Origin of the sequence: Nesterenkonia pannonica (assembly GCF_019575955.1) — a bacterium.
GTDB lineage: Bacteria > Actinomycetota > Actinomycetes > Actinomycetales > Micrococcaceae > Nesterenkonia > Nesterenkonia pannonica.
This window is the reverse complement of sequence record NZ_CP080575.1, coordinates 1,097,595-1,116,665: the sequence shown is the minus strand read 5'-3', so window position 1 is coordinate 1,116,665 and position 19,071 is coordinate 1,097,595. Positions and strand designations below refer to the sequence as shown.

Here is a 19,071-nt window from a genome sequence, read left to right as displayed (position 1 = left end):
CCTCCTGTCGGGCTAGTCGTCGTCCTGCTCGATCACTGCCGCTACGGCCCGCACAAAGGCTTCTCCGCGTGCGATGTAGGAGGCGAACTGGTCCATGGACGCTGCAGCAGGGCTCAGCAGCACTGTCTGCCCGGGCTGGGCGATCCGCTGTGCGGCACGCACGGCCGCCTCCATTGCGTCGTGACCATCTTCGCCGTCGAACCCTGACGTGACCGGCACCTGCGGCGCGTGTCGCGCAAGGCTCTCGGCAAGCGGGGAAGGATCTCGTCCCAGCAGAATCACATGCTGAAGACGGTCCGCAGCGGCCTGCACGAGCGGGTCGTAGTCGACGCCCTTGGGCAGACCGCCTGCAATCCAGACGATGCGGGAAAGGAGACCAGGACGCCTGAGCGGCATGGGGGTTTGTCGCCTTGGAGTCGTTGATCCACAGGATGTCGTTCTGACGGGCGACAGGCTGGATGCGGTGGTCCGCCGCCTCGTAGGAGCGGATGCCGGCACGCACTGCTTCCGGGAGACTCCGGCCGCCCGGGCCAAAGCCCCGGCTGCCAGGGCATTCTCCACGAGATGCTTCGGAGCAAGACCGCCGAAGTCAGACATCGTTGCCAGCTCCACCGCCTCGTGCCGCCTGTTGTCGAGGAAGGCCCGGTCGACGAGGATGCCTTCGCCCCCTCACTCATGACCAGACCGACCTGCGAGACATCGGGGTGTCCAGCGTGAAGCCGATGGCTCGGCATCCCTCTGCGACGTCAGCCTGCTCGACCATATGCATGGTCGCGGCGTCCGCCGTGTTGAAGATGCAGGCGGTGCGAGTGCCGTGGTGGATCTTCGCCTTGGCCGCGGCGTAGCTCCCATAGGACCCGTGCCAGTCCACGTGATCCTCGGCGATGTTCAGGACTGCTGAGGCCGCTGCGCTCAGGGCCTCCGTGTAGTGGAGCTGGAAGCTCGAGAGCTCTACTGCCAGCACGTCGAAGCCCTCGGGATCACGGATCGCGTCGAGGATCGGCATGCCGATGTTCCCGCAGGCCACTGCGCGTCGGCCGTCTGCGAGGAGCATCTCCTCGAGCAGGCTGACAGTCGTGGTCTTGCCGTTGGTGCCGGTGACGGTCAGCCACAGGGGGCCGCCTCGGGCTGCGAGGGTCTCGGGCCTGGGGCCGAGTCGATGGGCCAGCTGCACATCGGACCATACGGGGATGCCCTGGTTCGTCGCCGATGCGATGAGGCGAGAGTCTGGCCTCCATCCGGGAGAGGTCACCACAAGGTCCGGAGCCGACCCGTCGAACTGTGCTATCTCGTCGGCGGCCTCCGGGCCGAATCGGATGTCTCGCACGCCCACGAGGCGCAGGGTCTCCGCGTCGAGCTCCTTCTTCTCGGTGAACTGGGCATCGATGACGATGACATCGGCTCCGAGTTCGGCGAGCGTGTCGGCTGCTGAGAAGCCGGTCACCCTGAGACCGGTGACGACCGCACGAAGCCCTCTCCACGCGGGGGCATCCCAGCCCCGCAGCTGTTCCGTCGAGGTCACTGAGTCAGCACCCATTCGCCGTAGAAGATCGCCATGCCCAGGCCCACACACAGCGCTGCGACGATCCAGAAGCGCACGACGACGGTTTCCTCGGACCAGCCTTTGAGCTCGAAGTGGTGCTGCAGCGGCGCCATCTTGAAGATCCGCTTGCCGCCGCTGAGCTTGAAGTATCCGACCTGCAGAATGACCGAACAGGTGATGATGACGAAGAGGCCGCCGAGGATGATGAAGAGCAGCTGCGTGTGCGTGAGGATCGCGAACCCGGCGAGCGCACCGCCCAGAGCCAAGGATCCCGTGTCGCCCATGAAGATCTTCGCGGGCTTGGTGTTCCACCAGAGGAACCCGATGAGCGCACCGGTGATGGTTGCAGCCAGCATGGCCAGATCCATCGGATCTCGGACCTCGTAGCAGACTTCCTCAACCGAGCGTCCTCGTCCGCACGACTGGTTGTGCTGCCAGATCGACATGATCGTGTAGGCGGCCGTCAGCATGGCAGTGGCCCCGGCAGCGAGGCCGTCGAGACCGTCCGTCAGGTTGACTGCGTTCGTGGCGGCTGTGTTGATCAGGTTGGCCCAGATGACGAAGAGGATCGCCCCCACGATCGTCCCGAAGAAGGCAAAGTCCAGCCATGGGATCTCCTCGCGAACGAGACCATGGTCATCCCCGGAGTCTGCCCCTGGGCGTTGGGGAACAGCAGCGCCATGATGCCGAAGGCCGAGCCGACGCTGAGCTGTCCGGTGATCTTTGACCATGGTCCGAGTCCCAGGGACTGCTTCTTTGTGATCTTGGCGGCGTCGTCGAAGAAGCCGACGAGGCCCATGCCGACCATCAGGAGCAGAAGAAGGAGTCCTGATACCGTCGGTCCGGAGGTGGATTCGCCGAACAGGAGCACGATGCTGTGCGCGATCCCGTAGGCCAGCAGCACAGCCAGAATGATGACCGCCCCGCCCATGGTCGGGGTGCCTCGCTTGAGGTGGTGGCTGGTCGGCCCATCGTCTCTGATGAACTGCCCATAGCCTCGAGCTTCGAGGAACCGGATGAACAGGGGCGTCCCGAACAGCGTGAGGAGGAGCCCCAGCATGGCACCTATCACGACAGCGATCACTGGGAGTCCTCCCGCCCGGCGACGCGGTCGCCCAGGAGTCTCAGTCCTACCCCGTTCGATGACTTGAAGAGGACGACGTCGCCGGGGCGGAGGTTCTCCTGCAGCCAGGCCTCCGCCTCTTCGGAGGTCGGCACCCATTGACTTCGTCGTCCCATGAGCCTTCGGCCACGGCCCCGCGGTAGAGGGGGTAGGCATCATCGCCGACGACCAGCGTCCGGTCGATGTTCAGCCGCACCACAGTCTCTCCCGTGCGGATGTGCGCGATGTTGTGCTCGTCGCCCAGCTCGAGCATGGCCCCGAGCACGGCGACCGAACGGCGGTCTTCGCCTGCTTCAGGATGCGCCAGGCGTGCGAGCGTCTTGAGCGCCTCCCGCATGGACTCGGGGTTGGCGTTGTAGGCATCGTTGATGATGGTGACGCCGTCTGCCCGCTCGATCCGCTCCATCCGCCAGCGGCTTGAGGGGCCGAGCCCGTCCAGGCGGGCTGCGATGGTCTGAAGGTCGGCGCTTAAGACGGTATGCGGCGGCGGCCGCCGCCAGGATGTTTGTCACGTGGTGCGTGCCCGTGAGGCCACTGGTGATCCGGTACCCTCCGACGAGGCGGAGTCGGCGTCACGGTGGGCCAGTGTGAGCACCGGATGTCCCGCAGAGTCGGTGGTGACGTCCTGCGCTTGGATCTCCGACGACGCAGCTTCGCCGAACCATGTGACGGGGGCCGAGGCGCGCTCTGCCATGGCCGTGACCTGCGAGTCATCGGCGTTGAGCAGGACGTGACCGGTCGCTCCTGCGGCCAGCTCTCCCTTGGTGAGGGCGATCTTGTCCGCACCGCCGAACTTTCCGGCGTGGGCGGAGCCGACCATCAGCACGACGCCGATGTCAGGACGGACGATCTCGCACAGGTCAGCGATGTTGCCGGGTGCGTCGGCTCCCATCTCGACGATGAGGTGGCGGGTCTCCAGCTCGGCCATGAAGATGGTGAGGGGAACGCCCACTTCGCCGTTGTAGGAGCCCTGAGGCGCCACTGTCGGACCTTCCGGCTCGAGGAGGGCGCGGAGCAGGTCCTTCGTGGTTGTCTTTCCGGATGACCCGGTGATGCCGATGACGGTGGTCTCTGAGTGCGCGCGGATCCGCCGGACGATCTCTGCCGCGAGGGCTCCCATGGCACGGATCACGTCCTCGACGATCACTGCAGGGTGCGGAGTGCCGTTGGGAGAGTCCGTCTCCCTCTCGGCCAGCACGAGGACTGCGCCTGCCTCGAGCGCGGCGTCTATGAAGAGGTGGCCATCGGTGCGCTCTCCGGGTTTGGCGACGAAGAGCGAATCAGCCCGCATGCCTCGTGAGTCCGTGTCGGCGTGAGTGACGGTGAGCTTCTCGGGGTTGGCTGCGCCTCGCAGGCGGCCTCCGACTGCTGAGGCGATCTCTTCGGCGGTGAGCGCGATCATGAGCTGACACCTTTCCGTGAATCGGCCCCGGGGCAAGCTCGGTGCAGTCGAAGCCGTTCGCACGCAGGGCGTGGGCGAGCTCGACGCGGTCGTCGACATCGACGCGTTCTCCGCCGACGTCCTGGTGGTCCTCGTGGCCTCGTCCGGCCAGCAGGATGGTGTCTTCGGGGCTCGCTGCGGCGACTGCTGCTTCGATGGCGGCTCTGCGGGAAAGATCTCCTCCACCGTGGTGGTGAGGCCGCCGCCTTCCACGGCATCGGCGGCGCCCTCCATCAGACCGGCCCGAATCTGGGCTGGGTCCTCGGCGTGAGGATCATCGTCGCTGATGATGACGTGGTCGGCCATCCGCGCAGCGATCGCCCCCATCGTGGGGCGCTTGCTCGCGTCACGTTCAGTAAGCGGCGCCGATGACCAGTATGAGCTTCCCTGAGCGTTCCGGGACCTCGGACGGCCTCGAGCGCGCGGATCATGGCGTCCGGATTGTGGGCGAAGTCGACGATGGCCGCTTACTTCTCGCAGATGACCTGCATACGTCCCGGGACGGCGACGTCGAAGGGACGGCTCTGCTCCAGCGCGCGGATGACGTCCTCCCTGTCGAATCTCTGGGGCCGCTGGGGATCGGACGCGGCTTCCAGAACCATGACCGCTGCCAGGGCCGCGTTGGATACGTTGAACGCCCCGGCAGGGCGGTGGAGGTTCGGATGCGCTCCCCGGTGAGAGTGTTCTCCAAGGTGAAGGCGCTCCCCAGTCCCGCAGACGATACGTCTCCCACGGACCAGTGGGCCTCGGTCGGCCCGCTTACCGTGGTGAGGGTGATGACGCGGCCCTCCGCCTCTGCCGCCATCCGATGTCCCCACGAGTCGTCGACGGTGATCACGCTGGTTCTGGTGCGTGCCTGTGAGAACAGCTTCGCCTTCGCGGCGCAGTACTCCTCCATGGTCCCGTGGAGATCAAGGTGATCCTGAGTAAGGTTCGTGAAGCCCGCGACATCGAAGTGGAGCCCTGCGATGCGCCTGTAGCTGATGGAGTGGCTGGAGACTTCCATGGCCGCGGCGGCGACGTTCTCGGTGCGGAAGCGGTGCATCAGCCCGTGCAGGGCCGGGGCCTCCGGTGTCGTCATATCTGAGGCGATGCGTTCGGATGTCTCCGGGGTGAGTCCCGCTGCGATCTCGATGGTTCCGATCAGTCCGGTGCTTCGGCTCTGCGGCGCCAGCAGCGAGGAGAGGAGCGACCGCAGGAAGTACGTCGTCGTCGTCTTGCCGTTGGTCCCGGTGACGCCGAAGAGGGAGGGATCGGACGTGGGAGTGGTCCCGTACACGGCCCCAGCGGCAGGTCCTGCTGCGTCGCGCACACGGTTCACTTCGATGACGGGGATGCTGTAGCCCAGCGCCTCCCTGACCTTCGCGACGCCTGCAGCATCGGTGACGACGGCTGCGGCGCCTGCGCCGTAGGCTTCCTCGATGAAGTCGGCACCGTGCGCGCGTGCCCCGCGCACAGCGATGAAGAGGTCGCCTACCCGCACCTGCTGGGGCTCATCGTGGCCCCGGTGAGAGGGGTCCTTTCGGCGGTCCCCGATTCCGGAGTCAGAATGGGCGCATGTCCCGCGCTGGTCAGGTGCTCGACGAGCTCCTTCACAGTCGTCGCATGGGATGCGGGCGGCCTCGGCGGCGCCTCGATGCTGCTGGTCACCACGGATAGTCCTGACGTTCGCCCACGAAACCATCATAGGCTCCAGAATCATCTCCGGACGGCGGCACATCGTAGCTGGACAGAGCGTGCTCCATAATCTCTTGGAAGGTGTCGGACAGGTCCCAGTCTCCGTACTCGCCGCTGGGCCGGTGAACAGTGATGGCGGTCAGGAACTGGGGGTCCTCGATGGGAGCGACGCCGACGAAGCTGATCGTAAAGCCGTCGAACCCTCCTCCTTCGCCTGCTGCCTGGGCTGTGCCGGTCTTGCCTCCGACTCGGTAGCCCTCGATCTGCGCTCCCTGGCCTGTTCCGTATTCGACCACGCCCTCCATGAGGCGAAGCATCTGCTCCGAGGTCTCCGACGAGAACACCCGCTCTCCCTCGCTCTGCACGAGGTGCTCCGTGCCGTCGGGATCCACGTAGGAGTCGACGATGCGCAGCGGATGGTTGACTCCGTCGGTGGCCAGCATCGCGTGAAGCTGCACGTTGTGCAGGGCCGTCGCCTCGTAGCCTTGTCCGAACTGCGTGGACAGCGGCTGCCGGTTGTCCCACTCCTCGGGCGGCCGGAGCGCACTCTGCCCCTCGAGGCCCAGACCGATGTCGATGGGCTCGCCCAGACCGGCTTTGCGCATCCAGTCGTAGCGCTGCTGCTCGGAGAGCTCATTGCCGATCATGACCGTCCCTGTGTTGTAGGAACGCGCGTAGATGCCTGCGGCTGTCATATCGAACCTGTCGTGCCGGGTGGCGTCGCGGATGGTCTCCCCGCTGACGGTGTGCCGGTCTCCGACGCTGAAGCTGCTCTCGGGATCGACCACGCCCTCCTCCAGCGCCGCCGCGAAGGTGATGGTCTTGCCCACTGAGCCGGGTTCGAAGCTCTGCCCGAGCGCCAGAGGAGTGCGGAAGAGCTCCTCGGCGTCGCCGGGCGAGGAGGGGTCCACGAGTCCGGAGTCCGCCATGGCGAGGATCTCCCCCTCGCTGCCCTCTCGAAGGTCGACGACTGTGGCGTTCCCCACTGCGCGTTGTAGGTGTTCGCCTTGGACGCGATGGACTCCTGCGCGAACCACTGGAGGTCCTGGTCGATGGTGAGCCGGACGTCCTGTCCGTCTTCTGCGGGTACGTCCTCGTAGGTCGCTGTGGGGATGCGCACCCCGTCGGCTCCCACTTCGTAGATCCGCTCTCCGTCTTCTCCGGTCAGGTGCTCGTCGTGAGCGGCTTCGATGCCTTCGAGCGGACCGTCCGAGCCGACGAAGCCGATGATCGACCCGGCCACGGGGCCAGAGGGTAGGTCCGGGCCGACTGAGGCTCAGCCGAGACCCCGGGTGCCTGGACCTCCATCGCCTGTGCGCGCTGCTCGGGTGTGACGGAGCGCGCCAGCGGCACCCAGTGGTACTCGTCGGGGTCGCGGGTCATGCGTTCCTCGACTTCGTCCGGATCCTCATCCAGGATCCGTGCGAGCTCTTCGGCGGCCTCGCGGACAGTGACGGGCAGCCTGAGCCCGGAGTCCTCGTCGAAGACGGTGTAGTCAGCGGTGAGCCGGGGTCGACGACGATGTCGTAGCGCTCCACCGAGGAAGCCATCACCCGGCCTTCGGTGTCGAGGATGTCTCCTCGCTCAGTAAGCAGGGCGACAGTTCGAAGCCGCTCGGAGACCGCCTCCTGGGCGTGGCCGTCGATGTCCAGGGCCTGGACTTGGAAGAGTCGGCCGCCCAGAAGCACCATCATCACCAGTGCGACGGCCAGGCCGATGCGCAGGCGGAAGGCCAGCCGCTTGCTGCGGGCCTGCTTCTCTGCGGCTTTGGAGGTGGCTGCCATGGAAGGTGGACGGCCTTTCGGTCTTCTCGTCAGTCAGTGGTAGGGCGGAGAGGGAGATGGTCAGGGACTCAGCGAGGGAGCGGGGATGTGCCCTTCGCTGAGCTGAACATCCTGATCATTGTCACTGCTGGAGCCGCTGCTCAGCGTATTCAACGCGCCGGTCCCGAGCATGCCGCTCGGTGCGTCCACCACGTCGTCTGAGAGGTCGGTGCTCGCGGCGGTCTCTCCGCCTGGGGCGGCCGCTCCGTCGACGAAGCTGGTCGGCCTCTGGTCGCGATCGGCGGCCTCTGCATCGGACGCGATCTCCCCGGTGGCGGCATCGATGGCTCCCGCCATGGCGGGCATGACCAGGCCCAGACTGACTGCAGCGTCTGCGAGTGCCTGCGGGGACTCCTGGTGCTGGACCTGCTGGGCGAGTGCTTGGTTCTCCTGCACGAGAGTGCGGTGCTCATTCTGCATCTGCACCACGTGGTATTGAGCATTCGCCACGTGGATGTTGACTCCGAGCACGGCCGCCAGGGCAGCAGCAAGGAGGATGATGGCTCCGGCCATCATCCCGCGCTGACGCCGCCGAACCTTGGGCAGGGCTCGGAGCGCCTACCGCTTCTGCGTCTCTGCTGAGGCGTCTTTGCGCGCCCGGTGGCCGGGATCGCTGAGAGGCTGAACGCTCATGCCGCACCCCTTCCAGTGGATCTGATCTTTTCAGCCGCTCTGAGCTTTGCCGAGGCGGCGCGCGGGTTGGCGGCGATCTCGTCGGGCGTTGGCCTCTCGGCGCCGCGGGTGAGGCTGCGGAATGTGGGCTTGTGCTCATCCAGCTCCACAGGAAGCCCATGGGGCGCGGAGGAGACCGTCCTTTGGCCAACGCCTGCTTGGTGATCCTGTCCTCAAGCGAGTGATAGCTCATCACGGCGATCCGTCCCCGAGGGCGAGGGCGTCGCAGGCCTCGGGAAGAGCCGCGGTCAGCACGTCCAGCTCCCTGTTGACGGCAATCCTTATCGCTTGGAATGTTCGTTTGGCGGGATGCCCGCCGGTGCGTTTCGCCGCGGCGGGCACCACCGAGTCCACGGCCTCAGCGAGCTGCTTGGTGGTCCGCAGCGACTGACTGGCGCGTGTCTGGACGATCCTGCGGGCGATGCGGTTAGCGAACTTCTCCTCGCCGTAGGCTCTGATGATGTGCCGCAGCTCGTCTTCGCCAGCCTCGGCGAGCAGCTCAGCGGCGCTCGCATCATCGGAGTCTGCCGATGCGTCCATGCGCATGTCGAGGGGGCGTCGTAGGAGTAGGCGAATCCGCGTTCGAGCTCGTCGAGCTGAAGGGAGGAGACGCCGAGATCGAAGAGGACGCCGAGGAGCCTCTGTTCGGCATCGAGAGCGGCTGCGATCTGCCCTATGTCGTCGTAGACGGCGCGGGCTGGCTGGAACCGAGAGCCGAAGCGAGCGAGGCGTTCTCCCGCGATGCGGTGGGCCTCGGGGTCCCTGTCGATTCCTATGACGGTGACGGCGGGGTGGGCCTCGAGGAGCGCCTCGGTGTGACCGCCCATTCCTAGGGTCGCGTCAATGATGACTGCCTGAGTCTCCTCGGCGGGAATGTGCTCTGTGAGGAGCTCGACGCAGCGCTGAAGCATCACGGGGGTGTGGCGGTCACCGGCGGATCGTGACTCTGCACTGACCATTGACCCTCCCGTGGCTTTAACTTTGTTGGGCCAGCTCCCCTTCCGCTCCGGGGTCCGCCTGACATCGGGGAAGAGAAGTCAGGTGGTTCCGGGCGGCCGGAGAGCTGGCCCAAAATCGTTGGCTCTGCTCTGCTGCTGATCAGAAGAGACCGGGGATCGCTTCCTCATCTGTTGATGAGAACTCGCTCTCCTTCTCCTCAAGGTAGGCGTTCCAGGCTGATGAGTCCCAGATCTCAGCGCGGTCTCCCGCCCCGATGACTGTGACCTCCCGGCCCAGACCGGCGTATTCCCTCAGCCCCGGCGGGATGGTGATCCTGCCCTGCTTGTCCGGAGTCTCGTCAGAGGCACCGGAGAGGAAAACGCGGATGTAGTCGCGTGCCTGACGGGATGTCAGAGGCGCCTTGCGCATCTGCTGATGCACATTGGCAAACTCCTCTGCGCTGAATACGTAGATGCAGCGCTCCTGACCACGAGTCAGCACCAGCCCATCCACGAGCTGATCCCGATACTTGGCGGGCAGGATGAGGCGCCCCTTCTCGTCAAGGCGAGGCGAGTGAGTGCCGAGGAACATGCACCCACCTCCACGCTTCGTCGATCAGGGGCCTCGTCTTCCCATCGCGCTCCACTTTACTCCACTTTCCCCACCTGACCAGCAATCTGCCCCCGGCCCTTGCGGACACCCGTCGCTGCGCGCATCTGCGCAGGAGGAGAGGCCTCAGGATTCCGTCCTCCAGCCCGAAGAGGACCGCCTTTGGGAACCCTGAGGCGCTTCAAGCAGCCTGTGGGGAGGAAAGTGGAGAGTGCTGTGGAGGGCGGCGAATAGGCGCTGCAAGCAGAGGAGACACAGAAAGAGCCCCTCCGGAGTGGAGGGGCCCTTTCTGTGAGAGAGGCAGACCGTCAGCGGTGCGCGTTCTGTCCTATGGCTGGTTGCGGCGCTGGTCCCACTTCTCCTCCAGCGAGCTCATGAACCCGCCGGATGGAGTCGGTGTGGAGGAGCGTGGGCCGCCGCCGCCTCCACCGCCGCCGTTGTCGCCGTTTCCTCCCTGCCCGGGCGCTTCGCCCTGGGAGGAGCCTCCGGCAGTCGCGAAATAGCCGCCCGCCCCCATCATGAGGAAGCCGACGATCCCCACGGGGATCCACTGCTGATAGATGCCGAGGAGCAGCACCCCGATGCCCGCGACGGCGAGCAGAAGTCCGAGCACCAGATTGCGCACGTTGAACTTCCCGCCACTTAGGCTCCTGAAGCTGGCTGGCGAAACCGGGATCCTCGGTCTGGAGCTGCTCCTCCAGTTCCTGCAGCAGCCGCTGCTCGCGCTCCGAGAGTGCCATCCTGTGCTCCTCCGCTATACGTACTCTGTGTGCTAGATCAACCATTCTATCGGCTAGAGGGGCGCGGGACATAGCCGGGGTGCGCCTCCAGGCAACTTATGGGCACATTCACAGCCTGGGGGCAGGTTCGCCCGACGGCGACGGGCCCGATTCGCCCCGCCGTATGACAGAGGTAGGCTGTATTCGCGCTCGCGGAAAACGCTCCGCCACAGCATCGAGGGCCTGCTCGGCCTTGGCCCAGGCCCCAGCATGTTCAGCGGCATGCTCGGCATCTGATTCCAGCGAAAGGCTGAGCTGAACCTCCCCGCATCCTGGACGAGCCTTTCGGCCCGGAGGCCCAGAAGGCGGACCGGCTGGGGCGCGGCCCGACCTCGGCGAGCAGACCTCGAGCTCGCTGGTAGAGCACCGGGGCCGACTGCGTCGCGTGGAGGAGAGTGGAGGAGCGGGTGAGGGTCGTGAAGTCGGTGTATCGGAGCTTCAGGGCCACGCCCTTCGCCGAGGAGCCGGAGGCCCGGAGGCGAGCTGCCACCCGATAGGCCATGTCCAGAAGCTCGGCGTGGAGATCGGCGTCCTGAATGAGGTCGATGTCGAAGGTCTCTTCAGCACCCATGCTCTTCTCCGGCCGGTGCGGCGTCACAGGCCGTGGATCGTGTCCCCATGCGAGCTCGTAGAGCTGGGCCCCCAAGGCGCCGAACCTGCGCTGGAGGACCTCCTGCGGAGTGTGGGCGACCTGTTCGACCGTCCGAAGGCCCAGACCTTCAAGCGCCTGCGCTGTCTTGGCTCCCACCCCACAGCGCCTCGACGGGCAGGGCGTGGAGAAATCGAAGGCGTTCGCTCGGCGGCACCAGGAGCAGCCCGTCCGGCTTGGCGCGCTGGGAGGCAATCTTCGCGATGAACTTCCGGTCTGAGATGCCCACCGAGATCGGCAGTCCGAACTGGGATCTGACGTCCGACCTGATGCGCTCCCCATCTGCTGGGGATTCCCCAGCAGCCTGTGGGCACCGGAGAGGTCGAGGAACGCCTCGTCGACGCTGAGCCGCTCCTTGACCGCCGTGACGGTGTCGAAATAAGCCATGATCCCAGAGGAGATTTCGCGGTAGAGCCTCATGCTCGGCTCCAGGACTATGGAGTCCGGACTCATCTGCCGCGCTCGGCTCAGCGGCATCGCAGAACGCACACCGTCCGCCCGAGCTTCGTACGATGCCGAGAGAACGACTGATCGCCCTGAGGACCCGGCGACGATGAGCTTTCGGCCGCGAAGCTCAGGCTTGTCCAGCAGCTCTGCCTCCACATAGAAGGCATCCATATCCGCGTGAGCTATGACAGGGGACGGGTGCCGCCCCGGGCATGTCCAGCGTCGAGACCCTCCGCAGAAGCCATAGGATCAGGGTATGCCCACCCCGGACATGCACCTGAGCCAGAGACTGCCGAAGCATTGGCTCCCGAACCCAGCCTTCCCCGAGACCGAGGTGGCCCCAGAGACGACTCCGGCCCAGGAGGAGTACGTCACCGACGTCAACGCGCGGCTCCGGCAGGTGCTTCACCAGAAGAGATCCGAAATGGTGAAGATCTCTGCAGAGGCAGGGTCGCTGGCTGAGTCCCTTCTGGCTCTGACCTCTGGCGGCAAGAAGCTCCGCCCCGTACTGGCCTGGGTGGGCTGGCGGGCAGCCGCTGGGGAGTCGGAGCACCTGCCGCGGCCGCTCGTCGAGCTGGGCGTCGCCCTGGAGCTCTTCCAAGCCGCTGCCCTCGTCCACGACGATGTGATCGACCGCTCCTCCACTCGGCGGGGCCAGCCGAGCACTCACACCCGCTTCGAGCACCTCCACGCCAACCGCGGCTATTCCGGCTCAGCACCTCATTTCGGAACCAGCGGCGCCATCCTGACCGGAGATCTCTCCTCTCCTGGGCCTCCGAAGCCTTCGAGAACGCGGGCGTCGACGGCGCCCCACCGTCTCCGGCTGCGCGTGAGATCTTTCGGCGAATGCATACCGAGGTGATCACAGGCCAGTATCTCGACCTGCTGTCCGAGGTCGCCTCAGCCCCTGAGAACGAGGAGCAGGCGGTGAAGCAGGCGCGGAATGTGCTGACGTACAAGGCAGCCAAGTATTCCACGGAGTACCCGATCGCCCTGGGCTGCGCGCTGGCCGACGGAAGCGAGGAGCTGCGCAGCGCCCTGTCGGAGGCCTACCTGCCGCTCGGGGAAGCGTTCCAGCTGCGCGATGATCTGCTGGGAGTCTTCGGCGACCCCAGCGTGACCGGCAAACCTGTCGGAGACGATCTCAGAGAGGGAAGAGGACTGAACTGATCGCCTACGGCCTGCATCGTTCCTCCCCGCCGAGGCTCAGCGGCTCGAGTCGATGCTCGGGAACCCTGAGCTGAGCGAGCACGATGTCGCCGACGCCCGCGACATCCTGACGGTGTGCGGTGCGATGACGCTCGTGGAGGAGGAGATCACCAAGCTGACGGAGCGGTCCGCAGCCGTCGCGGGCCTACTGGTCGGCCTGGGGTCTCGGACTCCGTCGCCGCCGATTTCGACCGGATCGCCCAGCGCTTGGCGGCGCGGACCTCGTAGAGCCTGAAACCCTGCGGCACGCGGGCACGTTACTCTGGCTGACGTGAGCGAAGAGAGCAGCTGGATCGACTCGACGATCGAGGGTCGTTACCGCATTCAGGACCGGATCGCCCGTGGAGGCATGTCCACGGTGTATCGGGCCCGCGACGAGCGCCTGAATCGTGACGTCGCGGTCAAGGTGCTCTTCCCGCACATGGCGGAGGATCGCAAGGTCGTCACCCGGTTCGAGAATGAGGCCCGCAACTCTGCCCGCCTGGCTCATCCGAACGTGGTGCAGGTCCTCGACCAGGGCCAAACCCGCGAAACGGCCTACATGGTCATGGAGTACGTGCCGGGTGTGACCCTCCGCACCCTTCTCAGGAAGGGGCCGATGACCCCGGCTCGCCCTGGCGTACGCCGAGGCGATCTTGGGCGGCCTCTCCGCCGCACACCGCGCCGGTCTCGTCCATCGCGACATCAAGCCCGAGAATGTCCTGGTCTCCACCGAGGGGCGCATCAAGCTCGCCGACTTCGGCCTGGCGCGCGCTGCGACGCACCACTCCGGAACATCGACGCTGATGGGCACGGTCGCCTACATCGCTCCGGAGCTTCTCTCGGGCGAGGGTGCGGACGAGCGTGCCGACATCTACGCGCTGGGGATCGTCCTGTACGAAATGCTCACCGGAGTGCAGCCCTACACCGGTGAGTCAGCCGTGCGCGTAGCCTTCCAGCACGTCAATTCGACAGTGCCAGCACCGTCCTCCCTCGTCCCCGGGCTGGCACCGGAGCTGGACGAGCTGGTGAGGGCTGCGACCCAGGCCGACCCCACGGAGCGCCCCACGCATGCCGACGACATGCTTAGGAGCCTCATCGCCGTGCAGGAGCAGCTCGCGGACGAGCAGCTGGACTTCAGGGGCGCACAGGAGCGGCGCTCGCGGCAGGAGCCTTCGGCGGCCCCGGCCGACCCGTCAACCGCAGCGATCCCCTCACCGAGGACCACGCGAAGCACGACAGCTCCGATGAGCCTGAGGAGGCCTCGGCCCCGCCCCTCCCGAGGAGGAAGAGGAGGAGGACCGCACTCGCGTGATGGATGCGGTGGAGGACTTTCCCACCACAGTGGAGCCGAGCAGCTGGGATGAGGACGTCACGACGGCTCTGGGCACCGCACGATCGGCCCCGCCACGCCCACAGGCTCCGTCGAGCCTCGCCGAGGAGGAGCGTCAGACAGTGGCGCAGGTGCCTCTGCCCGGCCGCCTAGGCGTCAAGGAGGACGACACCGGAGTGCATGAGGAGGCCCTGTCGGCCAGCCCCGGATCGCACGCTTCGATCCGAGTCGGGGCCACGAAGAAGGAGCGCCAGCGCCCTGCCGTGCAGCTCGCGGCGCCGACCCCTGCACGCCAGGGAATGGCAGTCGCCCTGCTGATGATCATCCTGGCAGTTGTGATGCTGGTCGCCTACCAGCTGGGAATCAGTCCTTCGATCATCCTGTCGCTGGGCGGCGGCGAATAGCCTCCGCAGCATTCCACGTTCCCCATAGGAGAGCCTCGGGGCGGCTCCATAAGCGGGCCGCCCCGAGGGTTGGTGCTTAACGTCAGCCCCGGCTCATGTCCTTGAGCGACTCTGCGACCAGGAAGGCCAGCTCGAGAGACTGCTTATGGTTCAGCCGCGGGTCGACGAGCGACTCGTAGCGGTCGTTGAAGGCTGACTCATCGATGGGGTCTGACCCGCCCACACACTCGGCCACATCGTCTCCGGTCATCTCCACGTGGACACCTCCGGGGTAGGTGCCTGCGGCCTTGTGCACCTCGAAGAACCCGCGGACCTCGTCCATGATGTCGTCGAAGCGGCGGGTCTTGTAGCCGTTGGCGGCGTTGATGTTGTTGCCGTGCATCGGGTCGGTCACCCACACGGGCCGGTGCCCGGCATCGCGCACAGCTTCGACCACCGGGGGCAGTCCGTCGCGGATCTTCGATGCGCCGAAGCGGGTGATGAGTGTGAGTACCCGGCTCCCGGTTGGGGTCGAGCTTCTCGATCAGCTCCAACGCGGTCTCGGGGGTCGTCGAGGGGCCCAGCTTGATGCCGATGGGGTTCCGCACCCGGGAGAGGTAGTCCACGTGGGCCCCATCCAGCTCGCGGGTCCGCTCGCCGATCCAGATGAAGTGTCCGGAGGTGACGTACGGGGAGCCGGTGCGCGAATCGATGCGGGTCAGTGCGCGCTCGTAGTCCAGCAGGAGCCCTTCATGCCCGACATAGAATTCGGTGCGCTTCAGGGAGTCCGACGAGACCCCAGCAGCGTGCATGAACTTCACCGCCCGCTCCACCTCGCCCGCGAGCTGCTGGTACTGCGCGTGAGCGGGGTTGTCCATGAAGCCCTTGTTCCACTGCTGCACGGCGCGCAAGTCGGCGAACCCGCCCTCTGTAAAGGCGCGGATGAGGTTCAGCGTCGCCGCAGATTTGTTGTATGCCTGGAGCATCCGCTTGGGGTCGGGGATGCGGGCCGCTTCGGTGAACTCGTACTGGTTGACGATGTCGCCTCGGAAGGAGGGCAGGGTCACACTGTCTCGCGTCTCCTCGTCCGAGGAGCGAGGCTTGGCGTACTGGCTTACCATGCGTCCCATCTTCACGACAGGCACTGAGGCCCCGTAGGTGAGCACCACGGCCATCTGGAGTATGGTCTTGATCTTCCCGGAGATGCGCTCGGCGGTGATCTCCTCGAAGACCTCTGCGCAGTCTCCGCCCTGGAGCAGGAACGCTTCCCCTCCGCAACGGCCGCGAGGCGTCGGCGGAGGCGGTCCACCTCGTAAGCGAACACCAGCGGAGGGTTGTCCGAGAGCTGCTGGCACGCGGCCTCGAAGTCCGGGTGCGATTGCCATGCTGGCTGCTGGGAGAGCGGCAGAGAGCGCCACGTGTCCAGGCCGGGATACTCGGCCGCGCCGGTGTGGAGGATCTCTCCCGGAGCCGTGAGCGGCTCGGTGCTGCTGAATTCCTGGCTGGGGCTCTGGCGGGTCTCTGCTTCAGTCACTCAAATAGGTTAAGTGACGGGCGCGGCGACGCCGAATTGTCCATCCTGCATCCCACATCACGGACTCCCGTGCGCTTCGGGGTCAGTCGTGGTGGCGCCTCTCCTGAATATTGGCGACGAACTTGTCACGTGCCTTCGCGGCGCGCTCCCGCGCGTGATGGGCGGCTTCGCGTGCCGCGGCGGCGCGTGAGTAGAGCGAGTCGACGACGCCGTCGAAGTCCCTCATCACCTCCGGTCGACGTATCTTCAGCGAGGGGTGAGATGCCCGGCGGAGATCGTGAAATCCTGCTCAAGAATGGTGAAGCTGCGGATGGACTCCGCCTGCGAGACCGATTCGTTGGCCTTGTCGATGACGGACTGCACGTGCTTGATCACTTCGGGGTGCTCGGTGAGCTCGACGATGGGCGTCTCAGGGTCGATGCCGTGGCGCTCGCACCACCCCGGGGCCATCTCTTCGTCCAAGGTCACCAGGGCTCCGATGAAGGGCTTGTCATCTCCGACCACCACAGCCTGGGAGATCAGCACGTCGGCCCGCATGCCGTCCTCAAGCTGGGCAGGAGAGACGTTCTTGCCGCCCTGCGTGATCAGTATGTCCTTCTTGCGCCCCGTGATGGTGAGGCGGCCGACCTCATCGAGTGCTCCCAGGTCACCGGTGCGGAACCAGCGGGTGCCGTCCTCGTCTGTCACGAATGACTCGGCGTTGGCGTCCTCGTTGTTGTAGTAGCCGCGGAACAGCGCCGTCCCGGAGGCCAGCACCTCACCGTCGTCTGCGATGCGGATCGAGTTCCCGGGCAGCGGAGTGCCCACCGTGCCGATGCGGTAGATCGAGGGGATGTTGCCGGTGACGGGCGCGGTGGTCTCGGTGAGTCCGTACCCTTCGATGATCTGGATGCCGATGCCGTTGAAGAAGTGGCCGGTGTGCGAGCCCAGCGGCGAGCCGCCGGAGAACGCGTGGGTGACATTGCCGCCCATGCGCGTGCGCAGCTTTGAGTACACGAGCTTGCTGAAGACTGCGTGCTTGGCTCGAAGCATCAGGGAGGGGCGGCCATTGGTGCTCGCGAGCGAGTAGTCGGCTGCGACGTCGACAGCTTTGAGGAAGATCGTTGCTTTGCCCTCGGCCTCAGCTTTGGCGTGCGCTGAGTTGTACACCTTCTCGAACACGCGCGGCACCCCGAGCAGGAAGGTCGGCCGGACGCTGCCGAGGTCCTCGACGAGGTGCTTGATGTTCGAGGTGTGAGCCACCTTGCCGCCCATCGCTACGAAGAGGACGGAGACCCAGCGCGCAAAGACGTGGGCGAGCGGGAGGAACAGCACGGTCGAGGAGTGCTTGTTGAGCACTCCGTCCATCGCTGCGATGGTCTGGGCGCAGTGAACGGTGAAATTGCCGTGCGTCAGCTCGCACCCCTTGGGACTGCCGGTGGTCCCGGAGGTGTAGATGAGAGTGGCGAGGTCAGTGCCGGATGCGGCGGTCCGGCGCTCTCCCAGTGAGGCTCCGTCGACTTTGACGCCCGCGGCGCGCAGGGTCTCCAGATCGCCGTTCTCGAACGTCAGAACGCCCATGAGGCTGAGCTCCTCCTGCTGCGCGGCCTCCTCCACCGCAGCCTTGAGCTCGTTGTTCTCGACGAGGGCGAGCTTGGCTCCGCAGTCCTTGAGGATCCAGCTGATCTGTGACGCGGCCGAGGTCTCATAGATCGGAACCGAGACCGCCCCCGCATACCAGACGGCAAAGTCGACCAGCGCCCATTCGTACCGGGTGGTCGACATGATGGCGACGCGGTCCCCGGACTCGACGCCTGAGGCGATGAGGCCCTTTGCGACGCGGACGACGTCAGCTCGGAATTCCGCCGCAGTGATGTCACGCCACGTTCCGGTCCCGTCGTTGACGGTGTAGAGAACGTTGTGGGGATCACTCTCAGCCTGCTGCTCGAGGAGGTCGGTGATGTTGAGCTTAGGGTCTACGTCGACGAGCTCTGGCGTTGAGATCTCCTGCACGGCGTGCTCCTCCTTGGGTCGGTGTAAGCGTTGTTGGGGTCCTCGGCGCGGAGCAGCGTTCAGAGCTGCGCGCCGTTGCCGCTGCCGCTGCGCTTCGAGGGCATCTGCAGGAACAGGACGATCAGTCCTATGATGACGAGCGCAATGAGTCCAGGAACGATCCACGGCGCCAGCAGGACGGCCAGTCGATCGGGATGAAGGGCACGGAGACCAGGGCGATGATGCCGATGATGACCATGCCCCAGCCGAGGACGATGGTAAGCCTGGAGCTTGCCAGGGGTTCTTCGGGTTGGGCGGGACGAAGTCGTCCTCGTCCTCAGCTGGGCCGAAGTTCCGGGGCCCCTTGGGCCGCCCGCTGTCGCCGAGGTTCTTGGGAACCGGGCGACCGGCAACGGGACGTCGTCCCGGGCCGTTGGAATCTGGTCGCTGAGTCATGACCCCAGCCTAGCGCCACCTTCCTCGGCAGATCATCATCGTTTCGTGGGAAGAGGCTCCGCCGCAGTCATTCACGCGACAGCCTGGCCTCGGCGCGCTGGCTGCCGGAGGGAGCTTCGAGAAGGAGCAGCGAGGAGGACTCGGGCCTGAACTGGGTCATGGTCAGCATCCTGCGGGCGGTCGCTCTTCGATGGTGCAGCGTCCCCAGCGTCACGCACGCCAGGACGAGAGTCAGGGTCAGGGTGATGATCGAGTAGGCCGTCAGCGGCGGAACGACGCTGGCGAACCAATGCCTGTGGGGTCGAACTGCGCACCGGGCTCGGGGCCGCCGCGTAGGGAATCTCCTCAGTCGGAACCATGCTCTCCTCCTGGAACACCATGGGGGCGTTCGCCGGCGGACTGATGGACAGGGGCCTCGCGAGCCGCGCGGCGGCATTTGGTCAGATCGGCAGTCCACGCCGAACCGGTGCGTGTGGTAGATCCGCACGTAGTCCGTTCCGGAGT

General features: G+C 66.0%; 16 protein-coding genes and 7 pseudogenes. 5 read left to right on the top strand and 18 right to left on the bottom strand.

The annotated features are described in order from the left end of the window. Positions 1-12: 12 nt before the first annotated feature. The 14 genes and pseudogenes from murD to K0H76_RS08120 form a co-directional block, all read right to left on the bottom strand. Positions 13-1,537: pseudogene (murD, locus tag K0H76_RS08185) on the bottom strand (UDP-N-acetylmuramoyl-L-alanine--D-glutamate ligase). Next, positions 1,519-2,627, bottom strand: a pseudogene (gene mraY, locus K0H76_RS08180) (phospho-N-acetylmuramoyl-pentapeptide-transferase). Before mraY ends, murD begins: the two co-directional pseudogenes overlap by 19 nt. A 46-nt stretch (positions 2,628-2,673) precedes the next feature. Beyond that, on the bottom strand, positions 2,674-3,072 hold the full coding sequence (locus K0H76_RS08175) for a hypothetical protein (protein ID WP_258935089.1): 399 nt from the start codon (positions 3,070-3,072) through the stop codon (positions 2,674-2,676). Positions 3,073-3,174: 102 nt separating this feature from the next. Continuing rightward, positions 3,175-4,434 carry a Mur ligase family protein gene (locus tag K0H76_RS08170; protein ID WP_258935088.1) on the bottom strand — a complete coding sequence of 420 codons (1,260 nt, stop codon included), beginning with the start codon at positions 4,432-4,434 and terminating at the stop codon, positions 3,175-3,177. 100 nt (positions 4,435-4,534) lie between these two features. Further along, positions 4,535-5,590: a Mur ligase family protein gene (locus K0H76_RS08165; RefSeq protein WP_258935087.1), complete on the bottom strand. Its 1,056-nt coding sequence runs from the start codon at positions 5,588-5,590 to the stop codon at positions 4,535-4,537. Next, positions 5,581-5,760, bottom strand: coding sequence for a hypothetical protein (locus K0H76_RS08160; protein ID WP_258935086.1), 180 nt, complete (start codon positions 5,758-5,760; stop codon positions 5,581-5,583). The genes K0H76_RS08165 and K0H76_RS08160 overlap by 10 nt, the downstream gene beginning before the upstream one ends. Continuing rightward, positions 5,754-6,770 carry a penicillin-binding transpeptidase domain-containing protein gene (locus K0H76_RS08155; RefSeq protein WP_258935085.1) on the bottom strand — a complete coding sequence of 339 codons (1,017 nt, stop codon included), beginning with the start codon at positions 6,768-6,770 and terminating at the stop codon, positions 5,754-5,756. The genes K0H76_RS08160 and K0H76_RS08155 overlap by 7 nt, the downstream gene beginning before the upstream one ends. A gap of 178 nt (positions 6,771-6,948) precedes the next feature. After that, positions 6,949-7,167: a hypothetical protein gene (locus K0H76_RS08150; RefSeq protein ID WP_258935084.1), complete on the bottom strand. Its 219-nt coding sequence runs from the start codon at positions 7,165-7,167 to the stop codon at positions 6,949-6,951. Next, on the bottom strand, positions 7,164-7,568 hold the full coding sequence (locus K0H76_RS08145) for a hypothetical protein (protein WP_258935083.1): 405 nt from the start codon (positions 7,566-7,568) through the stop codon (positions 7,164-7,166). Before K0H76_RS08145 ends, K0H76_RS08150 begins: the two co-directional genes overlap by 4 nt. Before the next feature lie 60 nt (positions 7,569-7,628). Continuing rightward, positions 7,629-8,123 carry a hypothetical protein gene (locus K0H76_RS08140; protein WP_258935082.1) on the bottom strand — a complete coding sequence of 165 codons (495 nt, stop codon included), beginning with the start codon at positions 8,121-8,123 and terminating at the stop codon, positions 7,629-7,631. A gap of 113 nt (positions 8,124-8,236) precedes the next feature. Continuing rightward, positions 8,237-9,238, bottom strand: a pseudogene (gene rsmH / locus K0H76_RS08135) (16S rRNA (cytosine(1402)-N(4))-methyltransferase RsmH). A 139-nt stretch (positions 9,239-9,377) separates the two neighbouring features. Beyond that, positions 9,378-9,809, bottom strand: coding sequence for a division/cell wall cluster transcriptional repressor MraZ (mraZ, locus tag K0H76_RS08130; RefSeq protein WP_146339210.1), 432 nt, complete (start codon positions 9,807-9,809; stop codon positions 9,378-9,380). Between the two features lie 346 nt (positions 9,810-10,155). Then, positions 10,156-10,567: pseudogene (locus tag K0H76_RS08125) on the bottom strand (DUF3040 domain-containing protein). A 253-nt stretch (positions 10,568-10,820) separates the two neighbouring features. Continuing rightward, positions 10,821-11,873, bottom strand: a complete 1,053-nt coding sequence (locus K0H76_RS08120; protein WP_258935081.1) for a DNA polymerase IV — start codon at positions 11,871-11,873, stop codon at positions 10,821-10,823. A 163-nt stretch (positions 11,874-12,036) separates the two neighbouring features. Between K0H76_RS08120 and K0H76_RS08115 the strand changes: the two genes are divergently transcribed. The 5 genes and pseudogenes from K0H76_RS08115 (at position 12,037) to K0H76_RS08095 (ending at position 14,627) form a co-directional block, all read left to right on the top strand. Continuing rightward, on the top strand, positions 12,037-12,564 hold the full coding sequence (locus K0H76_RS08115) for a polyprenyl synthetase family protein (RefSeq protein WP_258935080.1): 528 nt from the start codon (positions 12,037-12,039) through the stop codon (positions 12,562-12,564). Next, positions 12,537-12,851 (top strand): annotated as a pseudogene (locus K0H76_RS08110) (polyprenyl synthetase family protein); the annotation flags it as partial. The gene K0H76_RS08115 and the pseudogene K0H76_RS08110, both read left to right, overlap by 28 nt. 73 nt (positions 12,852-12,924) lie before the next feature. Next, positions 12,925-13,146, top strand: a complete 222-nt coding sequence (locus K0H76_RS08105) for a hypothetical protein (protein WP_258935079.1) — start codon at positions 12,925-12,927, stop codon at positions 13,144-13,146. Between the two features lie 400 nt (positions 13,147-13,546). Further along, positions 13,547-14,257: a protein kinase gene (locus K0H76_RS08100; protein WP_258935078.1), complete on the top strand. Its 711-nt coding sequence runs from the start codon at positions 13,547-13,549 to the stop codon at positions 14,255-14,257. Continuing rightward, a complete protein-coding gene (locus K0H76_RS08095) occupies positions 14,202-14,627 on the top strand; it encodes a hypothetical protein (protein WP_258935077.1) in 426 nt (141 codons plus the stop codon). Before K0H76_RS08100 ends, K0H76_RS08095 begins: the two co-directional genes overlap by 56 nt. Before the next feature lie 82 nt (positions 14,628-14,709). On the opposite strand, the pseudogene K0H76_RS08090 reads toward K0H76_RS08095, so the two are convergent. The 4 genes and pseudogenes from K0H76_RS08090 to K0H76_RS08075 all read right to left on the bottom strand — a co-directional run bounded on the left by K0H76_RS08090 (position 14,710) and on the right by K0H76_RS08075 (position 19,054). Then, positions 14,710-16,065: pseudogene (locus K0H76_RS08090) on the bottom strand (3-deoxy-7-phosphoheptulonate synthase class II). Between the two features lie 250 nt (positions 16,066-16,315). After that, positions 16,316-18,132 (bottom strand): annotated as a pseudogene (locus K0H76_RS08085) (AMP-dependent synthetase/ligase); the annotation flags it as partial. A gap of 59 nt (positions 18,133-18,191) precedes the next feature. Then, on the bottom strand, positions 18,192-18,524 hold the full coding sequence (locus K0H76_RS08080) for a hypothetical protein (protein ID WP_258935076.1): 333 nt from the start codon (positions 18,522-18,524) through the stop codon (positions 18,192-18,194). A gap of 110 nt (positions 18,525-18,634) precedes the next feature. Next, complete coding sequence (locus K0H76_RS08075) at positions 18,635-19,054, bottom strand: hypothetical protein (RefSeq protein WP_258935075.1); 420 nt, start codon at positions 19,052-19,054, stop codon at positions 18,635-18,637. Between the last annotated feature and the right edge of the window lie 17 nt (positions 19,055-19,071).